Annotated in this window: 18 protein-coding genes; 2 read left to right on the plus strand and 16 right to left on the minus strand. The window is 71.1% G+C overall.

The annotated features are described in order from the left end of the window. Positions 1–10: 10 nt before the first annotated feature. The 7 genes from K7854_RS08900 to K7854_RS08930 all read right to left on the minus strand — a co-directional run bounded on the left by K7854_RS08900 (position 11) and on the right by K7854_RS08930 (position 6,424). The gene (locus K7854_RS08900) at positions 11–1,204 is read right to left on the minus strand and encodes a glycine C-acetyltransferase (protein ID WP_226025839.1); all 1,194 of its coding nucleotides are present in this window, start codon (positions 1,202–1,204) and stop codon (positions 11–13) included. 37 nt (positions 1,205–1,241) lie between these two features. Beyond that, positions 1,242–2,270, minus strand: a complete 1,029-nt coding sequence (gene tdh, locus K7854_RS08905) for an L-threonine 3-dehydrogenase (RefSeq protein WP_226025840.1) — start codon at positions 2,268–2,270, stop codon at positions 1,242–1,244. Positions 2,271–2,457: 187 nt separating this feature from the next. Then, positions 2,458–3,033 carry a GAF domain-containing protein gene (locus K7854_RS08910; protein ID WP_226025841.1) on the minus strand — a complete coding sequence of 192 codons (576 nt, stop codon included), beginning with the start codon at positions 3,031–3,033 and terminating at the stop codon, positions 2,458–2,460. After that, positions 3,030–3,659: a GTP-binding protein gene (locus K7854_RS08915; protein ID WP_226025842.1), complete on the minus strand. Its 630-nt coding sequence runs from the start codon at positions 3,657–3,659 to the stop codon at positions 3,030–3,032. Before K7854_RS08915 ends, K7854_RS08910 begins: the two co-directional genes overlap by 4 nt. Next, the gene (locus K7854_RS08920) at positions 3,637–4,011 is read right to left on the minus strand and encodes a DUF742 domain-containing protein (protein ID WP_226025843.1); all 375 of its coding nucleotides are present in this window, start codon (positions 4,009–4,011) and stop codon (positions 3,637–3,639) included. The genes K7854_RS08915 and K7854_RS08920 overlap by 23 nt, the downstream gene beginning before the upstream one ends. Before the next feature lie 2 nt (positions 4,012–4,013). Continuing rightward, entirely contained in the window at positions 4,014–4,448 is a 435-nt protein-coding gene (locus K7854_RS08925; protein ID WP_030189437.1) for a roadblock/LC7 domain-containing protein, read from the minus strand. Positions 4,449–4,564: 116 nt separating this feature from the next. Beyond that, positions 4,565–6,424, minus strand: a complete 1,860-nt coding sequence (locus K7854_RS08930; RefSeq protein WP_226025844.1) for a sensor histidine kinase — start codon at positions 6,422–6,424, stop codon at positions 4,565–4,567. Between the two features lie 376 nt (positions 6,425–6,800). Between K7854_RS08930 and K7854_RS08935 the strand changes: the two genes are divergently transcribed. Then, complete coding sequence (locus K7854_RS08935) at positions 6,801–8,690, plus strand: hypothetical protein (RefSeq protein WP_226025845.1); 1,890 nt, start codon at positions 6,801–6,803, stop codon at positions 8,688–8,690. 52 nt (positions 8,691–8,742) lie between these two features. Here the strand turns inward: K7854_RS08935 and K7854_RS08940 are convergent, their stop codons facing one another. The 8 genes from K7854_RS08940 to K7854_RS08975 form a co-directional block, all read right to left on the minus strand. Further along, positions 8,743–9,918 (minus strand): ABC transporter ATP-binding protein, encoded by a 1,176-nt coding sequence (locus K7854_RS08940; RefSeq protein WP_226025846.1) that lies wholly within the window; start codon positions 9,916–9,918, stop codon positions 8,743–8,745. Continuing rightward, a complete protein-coding gene (locus K7854_RS08945) occupies positions 9,915–11,690 on the minus strand; it encodes an ABC transporter permease (protein WP_226025847.1) in 1,776 nt (591 codons plus the stop codon). Before K7854_RS08945 ends, K7854_RS08940 begins: the two co-directional genes overlap by 4 nt. 68 nt (positions 11,691–11,758) lie before the next feature. After that, a complete protein-coding gene (locus K7854_RS08950; RefSeq protein WP_226025848.1) occupies positions 11,759–12,835 on the minus strand; it encodes an ABC transporter substrate-binding protein in 1,077 nt (358 codons plus the stop codon). Positions 12,836–12,875: 40 nt separating this feature from the next. Then, positions 12,876–13,745 carry an amidohydrolase family protein gene (locus K7854_RS08955; RefSeq protein WP_226025849.1) on the minus strand — a complete coding sequence of 290 codons (870 nt, stop codon included), beginning with the start codon at positions 13,743–13,745 and terminating at the stop codon, positions 12,876–12,878. 52 nt (positions 13,746–13,797) lie between these two features. Next, positions 13,798–14,694, minus strand: a complete 897-nt coding sequence (locus K7854_RS08960) for a substrate-binding domain-containing protein (protein WP_226025850.1) — start codon at positions 14,692–14,694, stop codon at positions 13,798–13,800. Further along, positions 14,694–16,349 (minus strand): thiamine pyrophosphate-binding protein, encoded by a 1,656-nt coding sequence (locus K7854_RS08965; protein ID WP_226025851.1) that lies wholly within the window; start codon positions 16,347–16,349, stop codon positions 14,694–14,696. Before K7854_RS08965 ends, K7854_RS08960 begins: the two co-directional genes overlap by 1 nt. Beyond that, positions 16,346–17,404 (minus strand): amidohydrolase family protein, encoded by a 1,059-nt coding sequence (locus K7854_RS08970; protein ID WP_226025939.1) that lies wholly within the window; start codon positions 17,402–17,404, stop codon positions 16,346–16,348. The genes K7854_RS08965 and K7854_RS08970 overlap by 4 nt, the downstream gene beginning before the upstream one ends. Positions 17,405–17,433: 29 nt before the next feature. Then, a complete protein-coding gene (locus tag K7854_RS08975; protein WP_226025852.1) occupies positions 17,434–18,333 on the minus strand; it encodes an HpcH/HpaI aldolase family protein in 900 nt (299 codons plus the stop codon). 435 nt (positions 18,334–18,768) lie between these two features. On the opposite strand from K7854_RS08975, the gene K7854_RS08980 reads away from it, so the two are divergent. Then, positions 18,769–19,647, plus strand: a complete 879-nt coding sequence (locus K7854_RS08980) for an amidohydrolase family protein (protein WP_226025853.1) — start codon at positions 18,769–18,771, stop codon at positions 19,645–19,647. Between the two features lie 242 nt (positions 19,648–19,889). On the opposite strand, the gene K7854_RS08985 is transcribed toward K7854_RS08980, so the two are convergent. After that, positions 19,890–20,273, minus strand: coding sequence for a RidA family protein (locus tag K7854_RS08985; RefSeq protein ID WP_226025854.1), 384 nt, complete (start codon positions 20,271–20,273; stop codon positions 19,890–19,892). Positions 20,274–20,292: the final 19 nt, after the last annotated feature.

The following is a 20,292-nucleotide window of genomic DNA, read 5'->3' on the forward strand; positions in this document are numbered from 1 at the left end:
CACCGGGGCTTCAGGCGTCGAGCTGTTCCCGCGCGGAGACGAAGGCGTCCACCGCGCGGTTCACGTCGTCGGTGGAGTGCGCGGCGGACAGCTGGACCCGGATACGGGCCTTGTCCTGCGGGACGACCGGGTAGGAAAAGCCGATCACGTACACGCCGCGCTCCAGGAGCAGCTCCGCCATGCGGCCCGCCTTCGACGCGTCGCCGATCATGACGGGCGCGATGGGGTGGTCGCCGGGAAGGATGTCGAAGCCCTCCTCGGTCATCCGGCGGCGGAACAGGGCGGTGTTCTCGGCCAGCCGCACCCGCAGGTCGTCGGCCGACTCCAGCAGGTCGAGCACCTTGAGGGAGGCGGCGGCGATCACCGGCGCGAGGGTGTTGGAGAAGAGGTACGGGCGGGAGCGCTGGCGCAGCAGGGCGACGATCTCGGCGCGCGCGGCGACGTAGCCGCCGGAGGCGCCGCCGAGCGCCTTGCCGAGGGTGCCGGTGATGATGTCGACGCGGTCCATGACGCCGTGCAGCTCGGGGGTGCCGCGGCCGCCGGGGCCGACGAAGCCGACGGCGTGGGAGTCGTCGACCATGACCATGGCGTCGTAGCGCTCGGCGAGGTCGCAGATCTCGTCCAGCGGGGCCACGTAGCCGTCCATGGAGAACACGCCGTCGGTGACGATCAGGCGGCGCCGGGCGTCGGACGCGTCCTTGAGCTGCCGCTCAAGGTCGGCGAGGTCGCGGTTGGCGTACCGGAAGCGGCGGGCCTTGGACAGCCGGATGCCGTCGATGATCGAGGCGTGGTTGAGGGCGTCGGAGATCACCGCGTCCTCGGGGCCCAGCAGGGTCTCGAAGACGCCGCCGTTGGCGTCGAAGCAGGAGGAGTAGAGGATGGTGTCCTCCTGGCCGAGGAACGCGGAGAGCCGGGCCTCCAGTTCCTTGTGCACCTCCTGGGTGCCGCAGATGAAGCGGACGGAGGCCATGCCGTAGCCCCAGCGGTCCAGTGCCTCGTGGGCGGCGGCGACGACCTCGGGGTGGTCGGCGAGGCCGAGGTAGTTGTTGGCGCAGAAGTTGAGGACCTCGCCGGGGCGGCCGCCCGCGGTGACCTCGACGGTCGCGGACTGCGGGGTGCCGATGACGCGCTCGGGCTTGTGCAGGCCGGCGGCGCGGATCTCGTCGAGGGTGGCGCGCAGGTCGTCGCGCACGGAGTCGAACATGTCAAACGCTCCTGGAGAGACGGGAGATGAGGGTGGCTTACGCGGTCCAGTCGAGGATGACCTTGCCGCCCCGGCCGCTCGCCGCGTCGGCGAACGCGGCCTCGAAGTCGCGGTGGGAGTACCGGCCGGTGATCACCGGGGCGAGGTCGAGGCCGCCTTCGAGCAGCACGGACATGGCGTACCAGGTCTCGAACATCTCGCGGCCGTAGATGCCCTTGACGGTGATCATGGAGGTGACGATCCGGGCCCAGTCGACCGGGAACTCCTCGGCCGGCAGGCCGAGCATGGCGATCCGGCCGCCGTGCGTCATGTTGGCGATCATGTCGCGCATGGCCTCGGGACGGCCGGACATCTCCAGGCCGATGTCGAAGCCCTCGCGCAGGCCCAGCTCGCGCTGTCCGTCGGCGATGGTGGCGCCCGAGACGTTCAGGGCGAGGCTGACGCCGACCTTGCGGGCGAGGTCCAGCCGCTCCTCGCTCACGTCGGTGATCACGACGTTGCGGGCGCCGGCGTGCCGGGCCACGGCGGCGGCCATCAGGCCGATCGGTCCGGCGCCGGTGATCAGCACGTCCTCGCCGACCAGCGGGAAGGACAGCGCGGTGTGCACGGCGTTGCCGAACGGGTCGAAGATCGCGGCGACGTCGAGGTCGACGGGGACGCGGTGCACCCAGACGTTGGTGGCGGGCAGGGCGACGTACTCGGCGAACGCCCCGTCCCGGCCGACGCCGAGGCCGACCGTGGCGCGGCACAGGTGGCGCCGTCCGGCCAGGCAGTTGCGGCACTTGCCGCAGACCAGGTGGCCCTCGCCGCTGACCCGGTCGCCGGTCTTGATGTCGGTGACGTCTCGCCCGGTCTCCACGACCTCGCCGACGAACTCGTGGCCGACGACGAGCGGGGTGCGGATGGCCTGCTGCGCCCAGCCGTCCCAGGCCCGGATGTGCAGGTCGGTGCCGCAGATGCCGGTGCGCAGCACCTTGATGAGCACATCACCGGGTCCCACGGCGGGCTCGGGCACGTCCGCGAGCCACAGCCCGGGCTCCGCCTTCTCCTTGACCAGCGCCTTCAACTGAACGGCTCCTGACGGGGTGAGGTCCCGGCGCAGGGCACACCGAGGCGGCCCGCGTCCGGGGAGGGGAGGGGAATCGCACAGCAATCTGCCGTACGGCACCGCCCCGGGTCCATCGAGCCTTTCTTAAGCCCGGCCGCAGCTTTCCTTCACGCCGCACGCCCCGGGCGCCCGGCCGACCTGCGATTCACAGCGGGAGCCCGTCCTGCGCACTGCGCTCGATCCGCCGTACCAGGTCGGCCGCCGCCGACTTGATCGTGGCCAGGCCCGCGGTCCCCCAGGCCCGGGGCCGCACGTCGGCGGCGGACACGGTGCCGAGCACCGTGCCGGTGCTGTCGATGAGCGGGGCGCCCAGGTAGGAGCGGATGCCGAAGGCGTCGACGACTGGGTTGCCCGCGAAGCGCGGGTAGTCGCGCACGTCCTCCAGGACCAGCGCCTTGCGCCGGACCACCACATGGGGGCAGAAGCCGTGGTCGCGGGGCTGCACCCGGCCGAACTCGGGGCTGGTCCCGTCCCCGCGGGTCACCGGAGGGACGTCCGGCACCCGCAGCCCCGCGAAGAACTGCCCGCCCTCCACCAGGAAGTTGACCATCGCGTACGGCGCCTCGGCGAGGCCGGCGAGGTGGTCGGCGTAGGCGTCGAGGGCCGGATCGGGGCGCTCCGCCAGGCCGAGCCGACGCAGCCGTCGTACCCGCTCGGGGGCCTCCCGGTCCTCGGGGGTGAGCAGCAGACGTCCGGCCGGGCGTGGCGGGTCGTAGCTCATGGGCGGACTCCGGCTCCGAACCCCGAGGCGGGGGCGGGGGTGTGGGCGATGAGGTGGCGCACGAGGGTGAGCAGCGTCTGGACGCCGGAGCTGGAGATCCGGGCGTCACAGCGCACGATCGGGATCTCGGGGTGGAGGTCCATGGCCGCGCGCACCTCCTCGGGGTCGTAGCGGTAGGAGCCGTCGAACTCGTTGATCGCGACGATGAAGCCGAGACCGCGTTCCTCGAAGAAGTCGACGGCGGCGAAGGACTCCTCCAGGCGGCGGGTGTCGGCGAGGATCACCGCGCCGAGCGCGCCCTCGCACAACTCGTCCCACATGAACCAGAAGCGTTCCTGGCCGGGCGTTCCGAAGAGGTACAGGACGTGTTCGGCGTCGAGGGTGAGGCGGCCGAAGTCCATGGCCACGGTCGTTTCGAGTTTGTTCTCGATTCCGTCGAGGTTGTCGGTCGCGGCGCTGACCGTGGTGAGCAGTTCCTCCGTGCTCAGCGGCGCGATCTCGCTGACCGCGCCGACGAAGGTCGTCTTGCCGACGCCGAATCCGCCCGCCACGAGGATCTTCAGGGCGGTGGGGAACGGGTCGGCGCCTTCGCCGTGTACGTGGTCAGAGCTGTCGTCGTAGTCCATCGAGCACTGCCTCCAGAAGGGCCCGGTCCGTGGGGTGGTGGTGGAACGCGGCGGGGGGTTTGGTGGTCAGCGCGCCGCAGTCGACGAGGTCCGAGAGCAGCACCTTGGTGACCGCCACCGGAAGCCGCAGCCGGGCGGCGAGTTCGGCGACCGGGAGGGGCACCCGGCACAGTTCGAGTGCCTGCGTGTGCTCGGGTCCGAGGTAGCCGAGGGGGGTCGCCCCGGTGGCCATGACCTGGGACATCAGGTCCAGCGCGACGGTGGGCCGGGTACGGCCGTTGCTGACGGTGAAGGGGCGCACCAGCCGTCCGGCCGCGTCGTCGAGCCAGGGCCCGTCGCCGGCCGCAGCCACCGTCAAGGCCTCATCGCCGGGGGTTCGACGGCGTGCTGCCGGGGCGCGGTGACCAGGTACGGGCGGACGCTCTTGACCAGCATCGCCATCTCGTAGCCCAGCACGGCCGCGTCGGCCTCGCGGCCGGCCAGTACAGCGAGGCAGGTGCCGGAGCCCGCGGTGGTGACGAAGAGCAGGGTCGAGTCGAGTTCGACGACGACCTGCCGCACGTCACCGCCGTCGCCGAAGCGGACACCGGCGCTGCGGCCGAGGGAGTACAGGCCGGAGGCCAGGGCCGCCATGTGGTCGGCGCTGTCGGCGTCGAGGCCGTGGACGGACTTCACCAGTCCGTCGGCGGACAGGAGCACCGCGCTGCTGGTGTGCGGCACGCGCTGGACGAGGCCGCTCATCAGCCAGTCGAGGTCGGACACTTGGCCGGTCGGCGCATCGCTCGCCATGGTGGATCGACTCCTTGGGGTACGAAGGTCTGCGGGAGCGCTGGTGGTGAGGGTGGGGGTTACGGGGGTGTGAGTGGGGGTGATGGAGGCGGAGGTGCTGGGGGTGGTGCGGGTGGTCATTCGGCCGTCCCGCCCGGGTCGCCGTGGATCGGTGTCAAGGACGCCGGTTCGGTGTTCTGCTGGGCCTCCGCGAGACCGAAGCCACGCTGGAAGGCCGCCATCAGGCCCGGGTCGTGACCGGTGTACTGCTCGGGTTCCTGGCGGGGTGCGGGACCACCGCGCAACTGGGGCGCGATGTGTTCCTGGGCACGGCGGCGCGGCAGTTGGGGTTTCCCCATGGTGCCGCGCACCGCGCTGTGCCGCGGGACGGGCGGGGTGGCCGCGTGCTCGGCGAGCACGCCCCGGTCCTCGGACCGCACGCCGGGCACGGCGGCGGCGGGGGTGGGCCGGTTGCGGTGCGTGCCGCGCACCGGCAGCGGCACGGGTTCGCCGTCGGCCCCGCGCACCTGGGCCGGCCCGGTCGTGGCGGGCGCGGGGGCGGGAACGGGCGCGGGCGGGGGCACGGCGGGTGCCGGTCCCGTGGGCTCCGGCCCCGGCGCGGCCGGTGCGGCGTCCGGGGTCGGCGCGTGCGGCGTGGCGGACAGGTCCGGGGCCTGCGGCATCGCCGAGGACACGACCCGCATCTGCCGGCGGGGTTGCGGCACGGGCACCGGCTCACCCCCGGCGGCCGGTGCCGGACGGGCCGCGCCGCCCCCGGGGAGCGCACCCGGCTCCGCGCCCAACAGGGCCTGGGGCACGACCAGTACGGCCTGGACACCCCCGTAGATGTTGGTCTGCAGCCGGACGGTGATGCCGTGCCGCTTGGCGAGCTGGGAGACGACGAACAGCCCGATGCGCCCGTCGGCCAGCAGGCGGGCGACGTTGACCTGGTCGGGGTCGGCGAGCAGGGCGTTCATCCGGTCCTGTTCACCGACGGGCATGCCGAGTCCGCGGTCCTCGACCTCGACGGCCAGGCCCGAGGTGACGAGGTTGGCGCGCATCAGCACCTGCGTCTGCGGGGCGGAGAACAGGGTGGCGTTCTCGACGAGTTCGGCCAGCAGGTGGATGACGTCGGCGACGGCGTGGCCGCGCAGGGTGCCGTCGATCGGCGGGACCAGCCGGACCCGGGAGTACTGCTCGACCTCGGCGATGGCCGAGCGCAACACCTCGGTCATGTCGACCGGGTTGCTCCACTGGCGGCGGGAGACGGCGCCGCCGAGCACGGCGAGGTTCTCCGCGTGGCGGCGGATGCGGGTGGCGAGGTGGTCGACGTGGAAGAGGCCCTTGAGGAGGTCGGGGTCCTCGATCTCGTTCTCCAGCTCGTCCAGGATGGAGATCTCCCGGTGCACCAGGGACTGCAGGCGCCGGGCGAGGTTGACGAAGACCTCCAGCTTCTGTTCGCTGCCCGCCTGGCTGGAGAGCTGGGCGGCGCGGACGACGGCCGTGACGGCGCCGTCGTGGGCGCGGGAGAGGTCGGCGGCGAGCAGTTCGAGGGCGTCGGCGTCGTCCGGCGGTCCGCCGCGCGGGGTGCGCGGGGACGGGGCCTCGCCGCGGCGCAACGCCTCCACGACGGCGCGCAGGTCGCCCTCCTGGCGCGCGGTGCTGCGGCGCAGGGCGCCCACGCGGTCGTACACGGAGCGCGCGGCGCGGTCGGCGGCGACCGCGGCGATGACGACGGCCGCGACGGTCACCGAGACCGCCCCGGCGAGGACACCCCACAGGACGGGACCGGGCCGGGCGCCGGTGGACCGGACGGTGAACAGGACGACCGCGCAGGCGCTGAGGGCGACCGCGACCGGCGGCAGGACGGCGAGCCTGAGGAGTTGGGGCCGTATGTGGGTCTCGGTCGGCGCGGCGGTGGTACGTGGGGCCGGCCGGCCGTGCCGCCCGCCCTCGCGGCGGTCTGCTCGCGCGGCCGGGGCGCGGAGGTGAGACATCGGTGTCGTGTCCTCGTACTGGTCCGTCTACTGGTCCGTCGGCCCTGCGTCGCCCGACGGACACTGACAGTAGTCGTCTGCTCCTCATGTGCGGTGGGCAGTTGCCAAAGTCCCCCGGACAACATCCCGCTCTGGTATGAGGCCTCGTACGACAGACCGATAAGCCGGTGAAGCACTCGCTCAGCACACGCTCGCCATCGATCGGATTCGATCGGAATTGGTCACAGTAAGTAACCCCGCCCGAGCCGTGATCGACAAGATCGTATATGAAATCCCTCTTAATTTCATAAATGTTTGACTGACGTCAGCTCCCTTCCGCACCTAACGTCGCAGTGCGCGTTCACTCGATCACCTGACAAGGGGAGCTGGTACAACGATGTCGCCAGACATGAAGCGCCGTGCCTTTCTTGCCGTCGGGGCGACGTCCGCCGCCGCCGCACTGCTGCCGAAGTCCCTCGCGGTCGCCGCCGCGGCCCCGGGCAAGAAGGGCGTGATGCTGATGAACCGGCTCGGGCCGTCGTCCTGCGACCTGTACATCGCGAACGCCGACGGCTCGAACGAGCGCAGGCTGCTGGCGAACCCCGGGTTCGACTACCACGCGGCCTTCACCCCGGACGGGCGCTCGGTGATCTTCACGTCGGAGCGCGAAGGAGCCGGCAACGCCGGTGTCCACCGCGCCCGCGTCGACGGCACCGGCGTCGAACCGCTGGTGACCGGCCCCGCGGTGGACGACGTCGGCGCGCTCTCGCCGGACGGCAGCACACTGGCGTTCGTCTCCACGCGCGGCGACCACCGGGCCCACATCTGGCTGCTGGACCTGCGCACCCGGGCCCTGCGCAACCTCACCGACAGTCCTGTGGTCGCCGGTGACCCCGCGGGACCGGACTGCCACTTCCGGCCCGCATGGTCGCCGGACGGCCGGTGGATCGCGTTCTCCAGCGACCGCAACACCGTCTGGCGCGGGCACGACAACGGCGTGGGCTGGGAGCACACGCAGGAACTGAGCATCTACGCCATCCGCCCGGACGGCACCGGTTTCCGTCGGGTCGCGACCAGGCCCGAGTACTGTCTCGGCTCGCCGAAGTGGTCACCCGACGGCCGCCGCATCGTGTTCTACGAGATCGCGACGGAGGACACCTACGACGCGCACTCGACGAACCCCCAGGTCCGGTCGCAGATCGTCTCCGTCGACTTCGCGACCGGCGCCGACCGGGTCGAGCACACGTCGGGGCCCAATCTGAAACTCGCCCCGCAGTACCTGAGCGACACGGAGATCGGCTACCTGGTCAAGGGAGGCGACGACGAGGGCCTGGCATACGTGTCGGGCACGGTGCCGGCCGTGAGGCGGGCGCTGCGCTCGCCGTGCTGGTCGCCGGACGGCACCTCGGTGATCTACGAGAAGCCGGACTTCACGCCGCGTCCGTTCGACACCCCGCTGTACAGCTGGGACCCGGACTGGGAGTACCGGTTCTGCGACTCCTTCCCGGTGCTGTCGGCGCAGGGCCGCCTTGCGTACACCGACAAGTTCACCGGCACCTCTTCCATCATCACGGCGAACCCGGACGGCTCCGACCGCCGTGTCGCCTTCGACCCGGCCGGAAAGATCCCCGACCCCGGCTTCTCGCCCGGCGCGTACCGGCCCGCGTGGTCGCCGGACGGCGCATGGATCGCCTGTGGCCTCGGCTCCTGGTTCACCCAGGACGCACCGGCCAACACCGTGATACGGGTGCGCAGCGACGGCTCGGCCTGGGAGAAGCTCACCGACGGCACGTCCAACGCCGGATTCCCGAGCTACTCGCCCGACGGCCGCCGGCTCGTGTACCGCGTCTGGAGCGAGTGGGACAAGGGGCTGCGCGTCCTCGATCTCAGGACCCGGGAGATCCGGGCCATCACCGATGACTACGACAACCTCCCCGACTGGTCCCCGGACGGTCAGCTCATCGTCTTCACCCGGCGGACTGCCGGAGCCAACTTCGACGTGTACACCATCCGCCCGGACGGCACCGGCCTGCGCTGCCTCACCGACAGCGGCGCCAACGACGCGCACGCCGTCTGGAACCACGACGGGCGCCTCCTGTACAGCAGCGGTATGTACGGTTTCCGCGAGGAGGCGTGTCTGTCCGACAACACCTTCCAGCCGTACGGCCAGATCTTCAGCATGAACGCGGACGGCTCCGACAAGAGGATGCTCACCGACTCGCTGACGGAGGACTCCATGCCGCTCTACATCCCGCAGAAGTTCCTGAGGGGGAAGAAGCGTTCCTGACGCCGGGCCAAAGGGTGGGGCCGTCCCGCGGACGGCCCCACCCTTTCGACGTTCAGCTCGCGAGGTAGCTGGTGCTCGCCGGGTCGAACGCCAGCGAGACGTCGTCCCCCGGCCGGCTTCCGAGGTCGGCGCGCGCGAACGCGGTGATCGCCACGTCCCCCGCGCGGACGACCAGTTCCAGCCGGTCCCCGAGGAACTCCGAGGTCTCCACCCTGCCGAGGATCTCGTCGTCCCCGGCTTGCGGTGTCCCCTCATCGGCGGCGCGCACCCGCACGTTCTCCGGGCGCACGCAGACGAAGCCGCCGTTGCCGCTCCGGTCGTCCGGGGCGGCCGGAGAGCGCCCGCAGAGCACGGCGCCGACACCGGTCTTGGCCAGGACACTGCCGTCCGGGCCCGGCGAAGTGTGCTCGACGGGAAGGAGGTTGGCGCTGCCGATGAAGTCGGCGACGAAGGAGGAGCGCGGATGGTCGTAGAGGCGCTCCGGCCCGTCGATCTGCTCGATCCGGCCCTGGTTCATGACGATGACGGTGTCCGACAGCGCGAGTGCCTCGGACTGGTCATGGGTGACGTACAGGGCGGCGATCTCGAACTTCTCCTGGAACGACCGCAGTTCCTGGCGCAGCTTGGCTCGCAGCTTCGCGTCGAGGTTGGACAGCGGCTCGTCCAGCAGCAGCACCTCGGGGTCGCCGAGGAGGGCGCGGGCGAAGGCGAGGCGCTGCTGCTGGCCGCCGCTCAGCTGCGTCGCCCACCGGTCGGCCATGCTCTGCAGCCCGACCTGTTCGAGCATCTCCATGGCACGCCGGCGCACCTCCTCGCCCCGTCGACGGTTGCGGCCGTGCCGCATCGGGAAGGCCGCGTTGTCGAGGACGGTCATGTGCGGCCAGATCCCGTAGGACTGCGGCACCATGGCGATGGGCCGGTCCTCCGGCCGTACGTGGCGCCCCTGGGACGCGTCGAAGACGATCTGCCCGGCCATCTCGATCCGGCCGCCCTGCGCCCGTTCCAGCCCGGCGACGCAGCGCAGCGTCGTGGTCTTCCCGCAGCCGCTCGGTCCCAGCAGGGTGACGAACTGCCCCTCGGGCACGTCGAAGGACACCCCGTCGATCGCGTAGGCGGCGGCGTCGCCGGCGTTGCGTTCGTAGGACTTGCGGAGGCCGTCGACGACGATCGACCTGCCGGGTGCGGCCTTCGCCGGGCCGGCCACGTTCTCCGTCATGTTCTCTGTCATGATTCCTCCATTGCGCCGCGCCTGTTGACCGACCACACCGCCACGGTCGAGACCACGAGGAGCAGCACGGCCAGGGCACTTGCCGTCGGGTAGTCGCCGCTGGACGTGAAGATGCTCCACAGCTCGACCACGAGGGTGCGGTTGTCGGGGCTGGTCAGTACGAGGGCGATCGGCAGTTCGCCGAGTGCCTGGGCGAAGATCCAGAGCCAGCACTTGCGCAGTGCGGGGCTCAGCAGCGGAAGGAGCACGGTCCTGGTGACCGTGAACGGTCGCGCGCCGGTGACCTGGGCGGCTTCGACGAGACCGTCGTCCAGCTGCAGCATCGCGGTCTGCACCATGCGTGAGCCGCGTGGCAGGTAGCGGGCCACCAGGGCCACGATGATGATCCATACCGTGCCGTAGATCGGCGGCACGGGGAAGAAGATGTAGAGGAACAGGATCGCGAAGCCCAGGACGACGCTGGGGATCCCGAAGACCAGGAACGTGGCCTCGAACAGGAACGTGCTGCCGGGAAACCTGCGACGGGAGGCGGACATGGCGAGCCACGCGGAGATCGCGGTGGCGACGGTCGCGGTGAGCAGCACCACCTCCGCCGTGTTCAGCAGGATCTGCCCCATCCCGGGCGCCGTGAAGACGGTGCTGTAGTTCGACAGCGTCAGCGAGCCGAGGCCGGAGAGGCTGACCGGACGGACGAACGGCGAGAAGCTGGTCCAGACCAGGGTCAGGATGGGCAGGGCGATCCCGACGGCCAGGTAGACGCAGACCACGACGAAGACGGGGATCCGCCAGCGTCCGAGTTCCGTTCTGGTCTGCCGGTAGCCCTTGCCGGACACGACGCGGAAGCGGTGCGCGTCGCGGGTGCGGCGCCGGTAGACCAGCAGCATGACCAGCGACACCGCGAGGAGCAGTACGCCGTAACTGCTGGCCTGGCCGTAGTTGGGCAGGCCCGTCGGCGGTTGCACGTAGTACTGGATCTGACTGCTGAAGACGAAGATCTGCTTGGGCAGCCCGAGGATCGCGGGGATGGCGAAGCCCTCCAGTGCCACGACGACGAGCAGCATGGCGGCGGCGGACACGGCGGGCATCACGAGCGGGAACACGATCAGCCGCAGCCGGCGTCGCAGTGGCGCCCCGACGGCCGCGGCGGCCTCCTCCAGCTCGGGGTTGAGACGCGCGAAGGCGGGCGCGATCGTCAGATACATGCTGGGAACGCCGAAGATTCCCATGACCAGGATCATCCCGGCCAGCGAGTAGATGTCGATGTCCACGCCGAACACCTCGCGGACGGCCACCGCCAGCGGCCCGTTCACCGGATTGGCGACGAGGGCCCAGGCGATCGCCATCACCGTGACCGGCACGGCCATCGGCGCCAGGGCCATCGGGGCGAGGAACCGCCGGCCGGGAATGTCGGTCCGTTCCATGAGGTACGCCAGGCACATGCTGAGTACCAGGGCGACCAGCAGCGATCCCACGACGTAGAGGGCCGTGTTCCCCGCCACCGAGGCGAAGTGGCTGGACTCGAAGACGTTGACGAAGTTCGTGAACGAGAACCCGGAGACCTGGAAAGGCAGTTGGGTCGTCGAAGCCTTGAGACTGGAGTACAGCAGGATGACCAGGGGTACGAGCACGAGGTAGCCGATCAGGACGACCATCGCCACGTTGACCAGGGTGCCCGCGGCGAGGCGTCCGCCCCGCGCGGCCGGTGGCGGATCGGCTCGCGGGGCCGGTTCCGCCGGCTCCGTCGACCGCGCCGGCGTTTCATCGACTTTCACGTGATTCATTGCAGTTTCTCCCGTGTCTGAAGCACGTCACTGTCCTCTTCGCTCCTTGGCGGAGTGATCTAGCTGATGTCCGTCCCGAGCGCTTTCTGTGCTTTGACGGAGAATTGCGACAGACTCTTGTAGTCACTGAGAGCCGTGCTGGGGAACCACTTCAGGCCGGCGTCGCACATCGCCCGCAGGGTGGGACTGCCGTCGGGGTCCGAGCAGTCGGTGCTGCTGGGGATCCGGGAGTTGAACGTCTCGCCGAGCACCTTCTGCGCCTTGTCGGAGGACAGGAACGAGGTCAGCAGAGCGGCCGCGGCCGGGTGCGGGGCGCCCTTCGGCACGTAGAGGTACGCCTCGCTCGCACTGGTCGGTGACAGCGGTGCGATCTCGACGGGCGCGCCCTTGGCCTTCGCCTGGAGGACCAGGTTGACGAGGCTCGTACCCATGTCGACCTGACCGGACTCGACCAGGGCCTCGGCCTCGTTGACCGTGGGTGTGTAGTGCGGCCCCTGCTCGGCGAACTTCTTCGCCCAGGTGACGGCCCGGCCCTCGCCCATCGCGGGGTCCAGGTCCCACACGGTCATGAACTGCGCCGGTGAGTCGGCCGCGACGGCGCCGCCGGCCCAGGACGGTTGCAGCAGGTCGTCCCATGTCTTCGGCAGGTCGGCGGACTTGACCTTGTCGGTGTTGTACACCCAGACCTTGGGAGCGGCCCAGATGTAGACGAAGTCCTCGTTGAAGATGTTCTCGGCGGCCACCCCGTACGCGGACCAGGGGACGTCGTCAGCCATCTTGGCGGACGGCACCACCGTCTGTCCCACGGCGTTGGCGACGTCGACCGAGACGCGTCCGGCGGCTTGCTGCACGTTCAGCCGGCTCGCCTGGTCCGGGGCCTTGGTCTCGGTGTAGGTGACGTCGATCCCGGGATACTCCTTCTCGAACAGGTCGATCACCGGCTGCATCTGCGCCAGCGGCTTGGCCGCCTGCCAGTCGACCTCGCCTTCGCTCTTCGCCTGCTCGACGAGTGCGCTCATCGAGTCCGGGAGGTCCGCGGTGCCCAGGTCGGCGCCACACCCGGTCGCGGCGCCCACGACAGCCAGCACCGCGCCAAGGGCCGTGAGCCGGCCGCTCCGGTATCGCCTCGTCATCATGTCCTCCGTGTTCTGCTGCGGGCTGGGCGCGGACACGGCGTCACGCCGCACCGACGGGTGTGCCGTAGACGCGCGCCGCGTTGCGGCCGAGCACATCGAGTCGCCGGTCCTCGTCCAGCCAGGACAGCCGGCTCTCGATCAGCTCGCGGGACTCCCGTGCGGTGCCCCGGGAGGCGGGGAAGTCGGAGCCCCACATCAGGCGGTCGGTGCCGAAGCTGTCCGCCAGCCGTCGCAGGACCTCGGTGACTTCGGCGCCGGGCTCGTCGCCCAGGCGGCGCAGCGCCGCGGGCGTGATCTTCAGGTGTACGCCGTCGAATCGCGTGAGCTGTTCCAGTTCCGCGAGCTTCGGGTACGGCGGTCCGCCGGCGGCGTTCGGGCGCCCGGCGTGGTCGAGCAGGACGGTCAGGGCCGGACGGGTTTCGAGCACCTCCAGCAGCTTCGCCGTGTCCTTGGAATGCATCTGGACGCAGACCGGGACGCCCCGCGCGCCGACGTAGTCCCAGACGGCGGTCATCCGTTCGTCGGACAGGCCCGCGCCCGGGGTGGCGACCTTCGTGTCACCGTCGGAGACGCGGATGCGCACTCCGGAGAAGCCCCGCTCCTCGATCCAGTACCGCAGGTCCGTGACGGCCGTGTCGGACAGGAAGTCGACCGAGCACACCCCCACCAGGCGGTCGGGGTACCTGGCCAGGGTGTCCGCCGCGTAGCTGTTGTCGTATCCGTACACCGTCGACGCCTGGACGAGCGCCGCCCGGCGCACCCCGGCCTCGTCGAGGTGGCGGATCAGTCCGTCGGCGTCGACCGGACGGGTGCGGGACCACTCGGACCGGTTCCCGCCGAGCGGACGCACGGGGTACGCGGTGGTGTCGCCGGACACGGCGTGGGTGTGCGTGTCGAAGTAGTAGGTCATCGTTCTCCTCAGGAACTGCGCAGGGCGGTGGTGCTGCGGCTCGGTGCCCGGGTCAGGACCCGCCGGCGTACTTCTCGAAGTCCGCGAAGAGTTCCGCGGGGTCGATGTCGCGTCGGACGATCTCCTGCTCCCGCGCGTGGCGGACGGCGGCCCCGACCATCGCGAGCAGCGTGTCGTCGACGCCGTACCGGACGGCGCGTTCACGGACCGAGCCCGCCGGCGCGTGGGGCCGGGCGGCGTCGATACCCGCGGTCAGGGCGCGGTACAGCTCCCGGACGAGGCCCGGTTCGGACCGGAGCAGATCACGCCGGACGACGATGAGGTGGTTGGCGGGTACCCAGCCGTGCTCCGCGTAGAAGCTCTCCTGCCGGGTCTCCCAGTCCTCGATCAGCGGGACCAGCCCGTCGACCCGGGACGCGAACGGAGCGCCCAGCACGATCGACGCGAGGTGTCCGCCGCGCAGCGCCTCGACGAGGTCCGCCGAGGTCCGCTCGACGTTGGAGGGTTCCCGGACGGCGGCGACGTGGGGGGCCTCGGTGGTCACCCACGTCACGTCGCGGGACGGCACCCCGTAGCTGTCGCTCAGCACGCCTCGTACCCACAGTCCGGTGGTCTGGCTGTAGGCGCGTACCCCTACGCGTCTGCCGCGCAGGTCCGCCGGGGTGAGCCGCGGTCCGTCCCGGAACGTGTAGAGCGACCGGTGGGGGAAGTTGCCGACCGTGACCACGGGCAGGGCCGCGACCGGCACCTCGGCCTCGACGGCCTGCAACAGGGTGGCCAGGGCCAGTTCGCTGACGTCGTAGCGCTGGTGGCGGACCATCGGCGCGAACGCCTGGTGGATCGGGTCGACGTCGGCGATGTCGACCCGGCAGCCGTCCAGGTGCGTGGTGCCCTCGATGAGCGGTGCGGTGTGGGGGTACCTGCGCAGCGCTGCCGTGAGGTGCCTCATCAGACGTCCTCCCCGCGCCAGAGCCGGCGGAACGGCACGCTCATCACCTCGCGCGAGATGCGGACGTCGACGACCGTGGGGCCGGGATCGTCGACGAAGGCGCCGACCGCCTTCTCCAGCTCGGCGAGGGTGCGCACGGTGGCGCCGGCGCCGCCCATGGCCCGCGCCACGGCTCCGAGGTCGGGTGAGTGGATCGCCGACAGGTCGCGGCGCAGCCCGTGGGCTTCGGACTTGTGGTATTCGGCGCCGAGCGCCTCGTCGTTCATCACCAGGACCAGCACGGGCCAGCCGTAGCGGCAGGCGGTGTCGAACTCGGCGAGGTGCATGATGAAGCTGGCGTCGCCCTCCACGACGAGGGTCGGCCGGCCGTCCCGTCCGAGGCTCCATCCCATGGTGAGCAGCGGCGCCTGGCCGATGGCACCGAAGAGCCCGTAGTTGCACACGACCTCGCGCGGCCGGGTGAACAGCATCGTGCCGAAGTCGGTCTGGTGACCGCTGCCCAGCACCAGGGGGACCGCTTCCGGGACGACCCGGTCGAGCGTGAGGATCACCTCGCGCGGGTCCAGCCGGTCGGCCTCCTGGTGGAACGGCTCCTGCGGCGCGGCGGCCTCGCGCAGCCGCTCGGCGACCTCGGGCGTGTGGTATCCGGGGTCCCGTTCGGCGCGGCCGTCCAGAGCGGTGATCAGCTGCTGGAGGGCGAGCCGTGCGTCACCGCGGACGTAGCAGTCCGCGGGCCGGCCGTCTCCCGGCACGACCTGTTCCGCCCGGTCGATGTGGACGATCCTGGCCGCCGGGTAGAGGCGGCCGAACCAGGTCGTGTACTCGCTCAGACTCGCGCCCACCACGACCAGGCAGTCGGCCTGCCGCATCAGGTCGTGGGCGGTGCGCGTGCCATAGCCTCCGGAGATGCCCGCGTGGTAGGGGGTGCGGTCCCGCAGCCAGTTGATGGCCTGGAGCGTGGTGGCCAGCAGGGCGCGGGTGGTGTTCTGCAGCTCGACGACGAGGTCGGCCACCTCCGGGCTGCGCGCCCCCCGGCCGACGAGGACGACGACTCGCTCGCTGCGGGCGACGATGTCCGCGGCGTCCTGGATCCGCTGGGGGGCGGGGGTCACGGCGGTGGTGTCGATGAAGTCGGTGGACGGCACGTAGGGGGCCGGGTCCGTGAACTCCTCCTGCTGCACGTCCATGGGAGCGCTGATCATCACCGGCCGGGATGTCGTCCGGGCGAGCCGGAACGCCTCCCGCACCGCGGCGTGGGCCCGCGACGGCGTCGACACCTGTACGAAGGCGCACTCGACGGCGTCGGCGAACTTGCGCTGGTCCAGGTACTGCGAGTCGCCGGGGGTCGCCAGTGACGCCTCGCCGGCGAAGACGACCAGCGGGGTGCGGGCGCGGGCGGCGCACACCAGCGCGGTGGCGAGTTGGGTGACGCCGGGGCCGCAGGTCGTCGAGGCGACACCCGGGCGGCCGGTGGCCCGCGCCCAGCCGTCGGCCATCGTCAGACCGGGGCCCTCGTGGCGGGCCTCCAGCAGCGCCGCGCCGCGGTCGGCCATGGCGTTCATCCAGTGCATGTTGGCGTCGCCCATCATGCCGAACACATGGGTGGCGCCCTCCGCCACGAACGCGTCGGCGATGGCTTCGTACACCTTGGTCATGGGGTGGTTTCCTTCTCTGGCTCGGAGACGACGCCGGGGGTCTTCAGTGCCGCGCGCAGCCGCGGAAAGACCCGCAGCGCGTTGCCGGAGGCGATGGCGGCGCGGGCGGGCAGCGGGAGACCTCCGGCCGCGTCCAGGAGGGAGCGGGTGTCGTCGTACCGGCGGCCCGTGGAAGGGTCGACGCCCCGGACGGCGCCGATCATCTCGGAGGCGAAGAGCAGGTTCGCCGAGGGCACGGTGTCGACGAGCAGTTGCATGCCCCGCTGCCCGTAGACGCAGGTGTCGAAGTAGATGTTGTCGCCGATGACGTCGAGCAGGTCGCCCCGCCCCTGGTCCTGCATGACCCCCTGGAACCTGGACCAGTGGTACGGCACGACGCCGCCGCCGTGCGGCAGGATCAGCCGCAGGTCGGGGAACTCCTTGAACAGGTCGGACTGGCACAGCTGCATGAACGCGGTGGTGTCGGCGTTGAGGTAGTGGGCGCAGGTGCCGTGCACGGCCGGGTTGGCCGACATCGAGGAGTGCACCATCGCAGGCACGCCCAGCTCGACCATCTCGGCGTACAGCGGGTAGTAGTACGGGTCGGTGATCGGGGGTGCTTGCCAGTAGCCGTCGGACGGGTCGGGGTTGAGGTTGCACCCGACGAACCCCAGCTCGTTCACACAGCGGCGCAGCTCTTCGACGGAGGCGTCGATGGCGCCGCGCGGGGACTGGGGCAGCTGGCAGACACCGGCGAACGCGTCGGGGTACAGGCCGCGGACCCGATGGATCAGGTCGTTGCTCAGCCGGCTCCAGACGATGCTGGTCTCCTGGTCTCCGTAGTGGTGCGCCATCAGTCCCGCGATGGGCGACAGCAGTGCCACGTCGATCCCGTGCTCGGCCTGGAGCGCGAGCGGCCCGGCCAGCAGGGCCTGGGCGATCTCGTCGTCGGACACCTCCAGCGCGTCGGCGGCGAGGCGCCGGCCGTGCTGCTCGAACTCGGCGATCTGTCGTTCCCGCCACTGCTTCAGCGCCCGTGGGACGGTGGTGAAGTGGGCGTGACAGTCGATGTACATCGGTTCCTCTCGCTGCTCAGCGGGCGTGCTCATGAGCGGCCGGCGATCTCCCGGCCGCGGGCCAGACCGGGATGGCTGACGACCGGTGCCGTGAACAGCAGCCGGTATCCCTGCTCGACGGCCTCGTCTACGTTGGCGGCGGTCACATGCGGATGGGCGACGGCGACCCCGTGCCCGGCGCAGATGTCGAGGATCCGCTGCTTGTACTTCACGACGGCCGGATGGTCGTACTGGCGTGGCAGGCTCAGTTCCTGGCTGAGGTCGCCCTCACCGATCATCACGAAGCCGACGCCCGCCACCTGCCGCAGGATCTCGTCGAGGTTCTCCACGGCCCGGACGCTCTCGATCATCAGGCCGACGAGGAGCTCGCCGTGCGGCGCGAGCGGCCACACATCCGCCCGCCGGTAGTACTCGGCGGTCGGCACGCCCCAGTACCGCGCCGCCCACGCGGGGCTGTCGCCACGCAGTCCGGCGGGCCCGCGGTCACCCGGCTCCTGCCCGGGGTAGCGGCAGGCGGCGACCGCGTTGCGCGCCTCCTCGACCGTGTCGATGTGCGGCCACACCACTCCGTACGCACCGAGGTCGAGCGCCTGCTTGGCGTGCCACTGGGAGAGCTCGGCGCCGTTGGGCGGTACGCGGACCAGCGGCGTGGTCGCCGGGGCGAGACCCTCGGCCCCGCGCACCTCCCGGCGGTCCAGCAGGTACTGGAGCGCGTCCCGCAGCTGCGGCGGGTCCCACGGCTTGTGCTCGGCCTCGAAGAGGACCGCGTCGTAGTCGGTGTCGCGCAGGCCGATCGCCGCCGCCGGTTCGGGCGCGGCAAAGGCACCGAAGACCGGCAGGCCGCGTTCGAAGCCGTCGATGATCCCGTTCAGCCGGGCATCGGTACCGGGGGGATGCGGGGACGCATTGCGTGCGGAGGTCGTGCTCACGCTGGACTCCAATCACTGGGGGCGGAGTGTGCGGAGGTGTGGGTGCGGCGGCCGGCTGCGACGTCGATGAGCGTCGAGAGCGGGTGCGACGGCCGGGTGGGGCCGGTCACCGGTGGACCCAGGGCGCACCACACCGCCTCCGGGCAGTGACAACCGTGTAAAGCCCTGATGACCTAAGTCATACATGCAATCATGTACGATGGCAATGCCATACATGAGATCGTGTATGATCCCTCGACGCGGTGCCCGACTGACGCATTCTCCGGCGGCCTCCACCGGCGCACGGTGGACCGAGCACCGCGGGACAGCGGACGCCCGAACGACACGACAGGCCCGGGCGACAGCCGGCACGACGACGTGGGCGCGGCCTCAGCCGGTCCCCGTCCGGAGTGCGGCGGCCCCCGTCCGGCCCGCCCACGGCAGAAGGAAGCAACCATGGAGATCGTCGACACCCACTGCCACATCATTTCCGCGGACACCGAGCGCTACCCGCGCAAGCCTCTGGGGGGCAAGCAGGCGCCGATCGGCGGCAAGCAGTCGGCATGGACGCACGGACGGCCGCTGACCGCCGAGGAACTGGTCGAGCGGATGGACGAGGCCGGTGTCGGCCAGGCCACTCTGGTCCAGGCGACGACGGCTTACGGCTACGACAACAGCTACGTGCTCGACACCGTGAAGCTCCGGCCCGGCCGGTTCGTCGCGGTCGGCACGTTCGACGCCACGCAGGAGGACGCCGCCGAGCGGCTCAGGAGCGCGGTCGACGCCGGTCTCTCCGGCGTCCGGCTGTTCACCACCGACGGCAGCCCGACTTCCGAACAGGGCATGTGGTTCGCGGACGAGGCGGCCGACGCCTTCTGGACCGCGGCCGCCGCCACGCGCCTGCCCGTATGCCTCCAGCTGCGGCTCGGAGCCGATACGGCCGCGGCACTGGACCGTCTGCTGCACCGCCACCCCGACGCGCAGGTCCTGCTCGACCACTGCGGCTACCCGGACGTGCGGACGTCACCGGCGGCCGCCGCGGCGCAGCTCACCCCGCTCGCCGCCCATCCGGGCCTGCACCTCAAGCTGACCCACCGGACCCTGGAAGGGCTCCGCGACATCGGCGACCGGGCGGCGGAGTTCGTCTCCCCCGTTCTCGACGCCTTCTCCGCCCAGCGGATCGCCTGGGGCTCCAACTGCCCGGCCGCGGAACAGCCCCTCCCGGAGCTGATCACCCTCGCGACCGACGTCCTCGGCGCGCTGACGCCGCGGGAGCGGGAGGACATCTTCAGGAACACCGCGCTGCGGCTGTACCCGGCACTCACCCGCCGCTGACACAGATCCCGCGCCCCCGTTTCCGGCCGGCCGCCCTCAGGCGACCGGCCGGTCCGCGCTTCGTCCGCGAGTCCGCCCCGCGGCCACGACAGCACCCGGAAAGACACCTGCCGGCCCGCGGACATGCGCATGTCATCCATGTGTCCACGGGCCGGCAGAACGGACTCCTGACCCCCGGCACCCGCCACGGGCGCCGCCGGATGCGAGCGCGCCGTCACCGGTCGGGCTGCCGGAGCACTCGCTCAGCGGGGCAGCACGGCGACGAAGTCGCACTGGATCAGTGTCGCCTCGTCGAGTTCGATCTGTACGACGTGGCGTGCGGGCCGGTCGGCCGGGTCGGGGAACATGGCCGTCCACTCCCGGTTCACCGCGCTTCGGTCACGTCGATCGGCCATCCACAGCGTCACCTTCACGACATCGGAGAGTTCACCGCCCGCGGCCGCGACGATGTCGCGCATCCGCTGGAACATCACGGCGCACTGTTCGTCGAGCGTGCGGGGGACGCCGTTGACCCGGTCGGTCCCGACGATCGCACCGGAGTGGACGACGTTGTCGATCCTGCACGCGGCCGGAACGGGGTTGGCGTGCGCGAACTCCTGGACGTAGATGCTGGTTCGGCGAGGCATCTCGGACTCCTTCTCAAGG

Source organism: Streptomyces hyderabadensis (genome assembly GCF_020404845.1).
GTDB lineage: Bacteria > Actinomycetota > Actinomycetes > Streptomycetales > Streptomycetaceae > Streptomyces > Streptomyces hyderabadensis.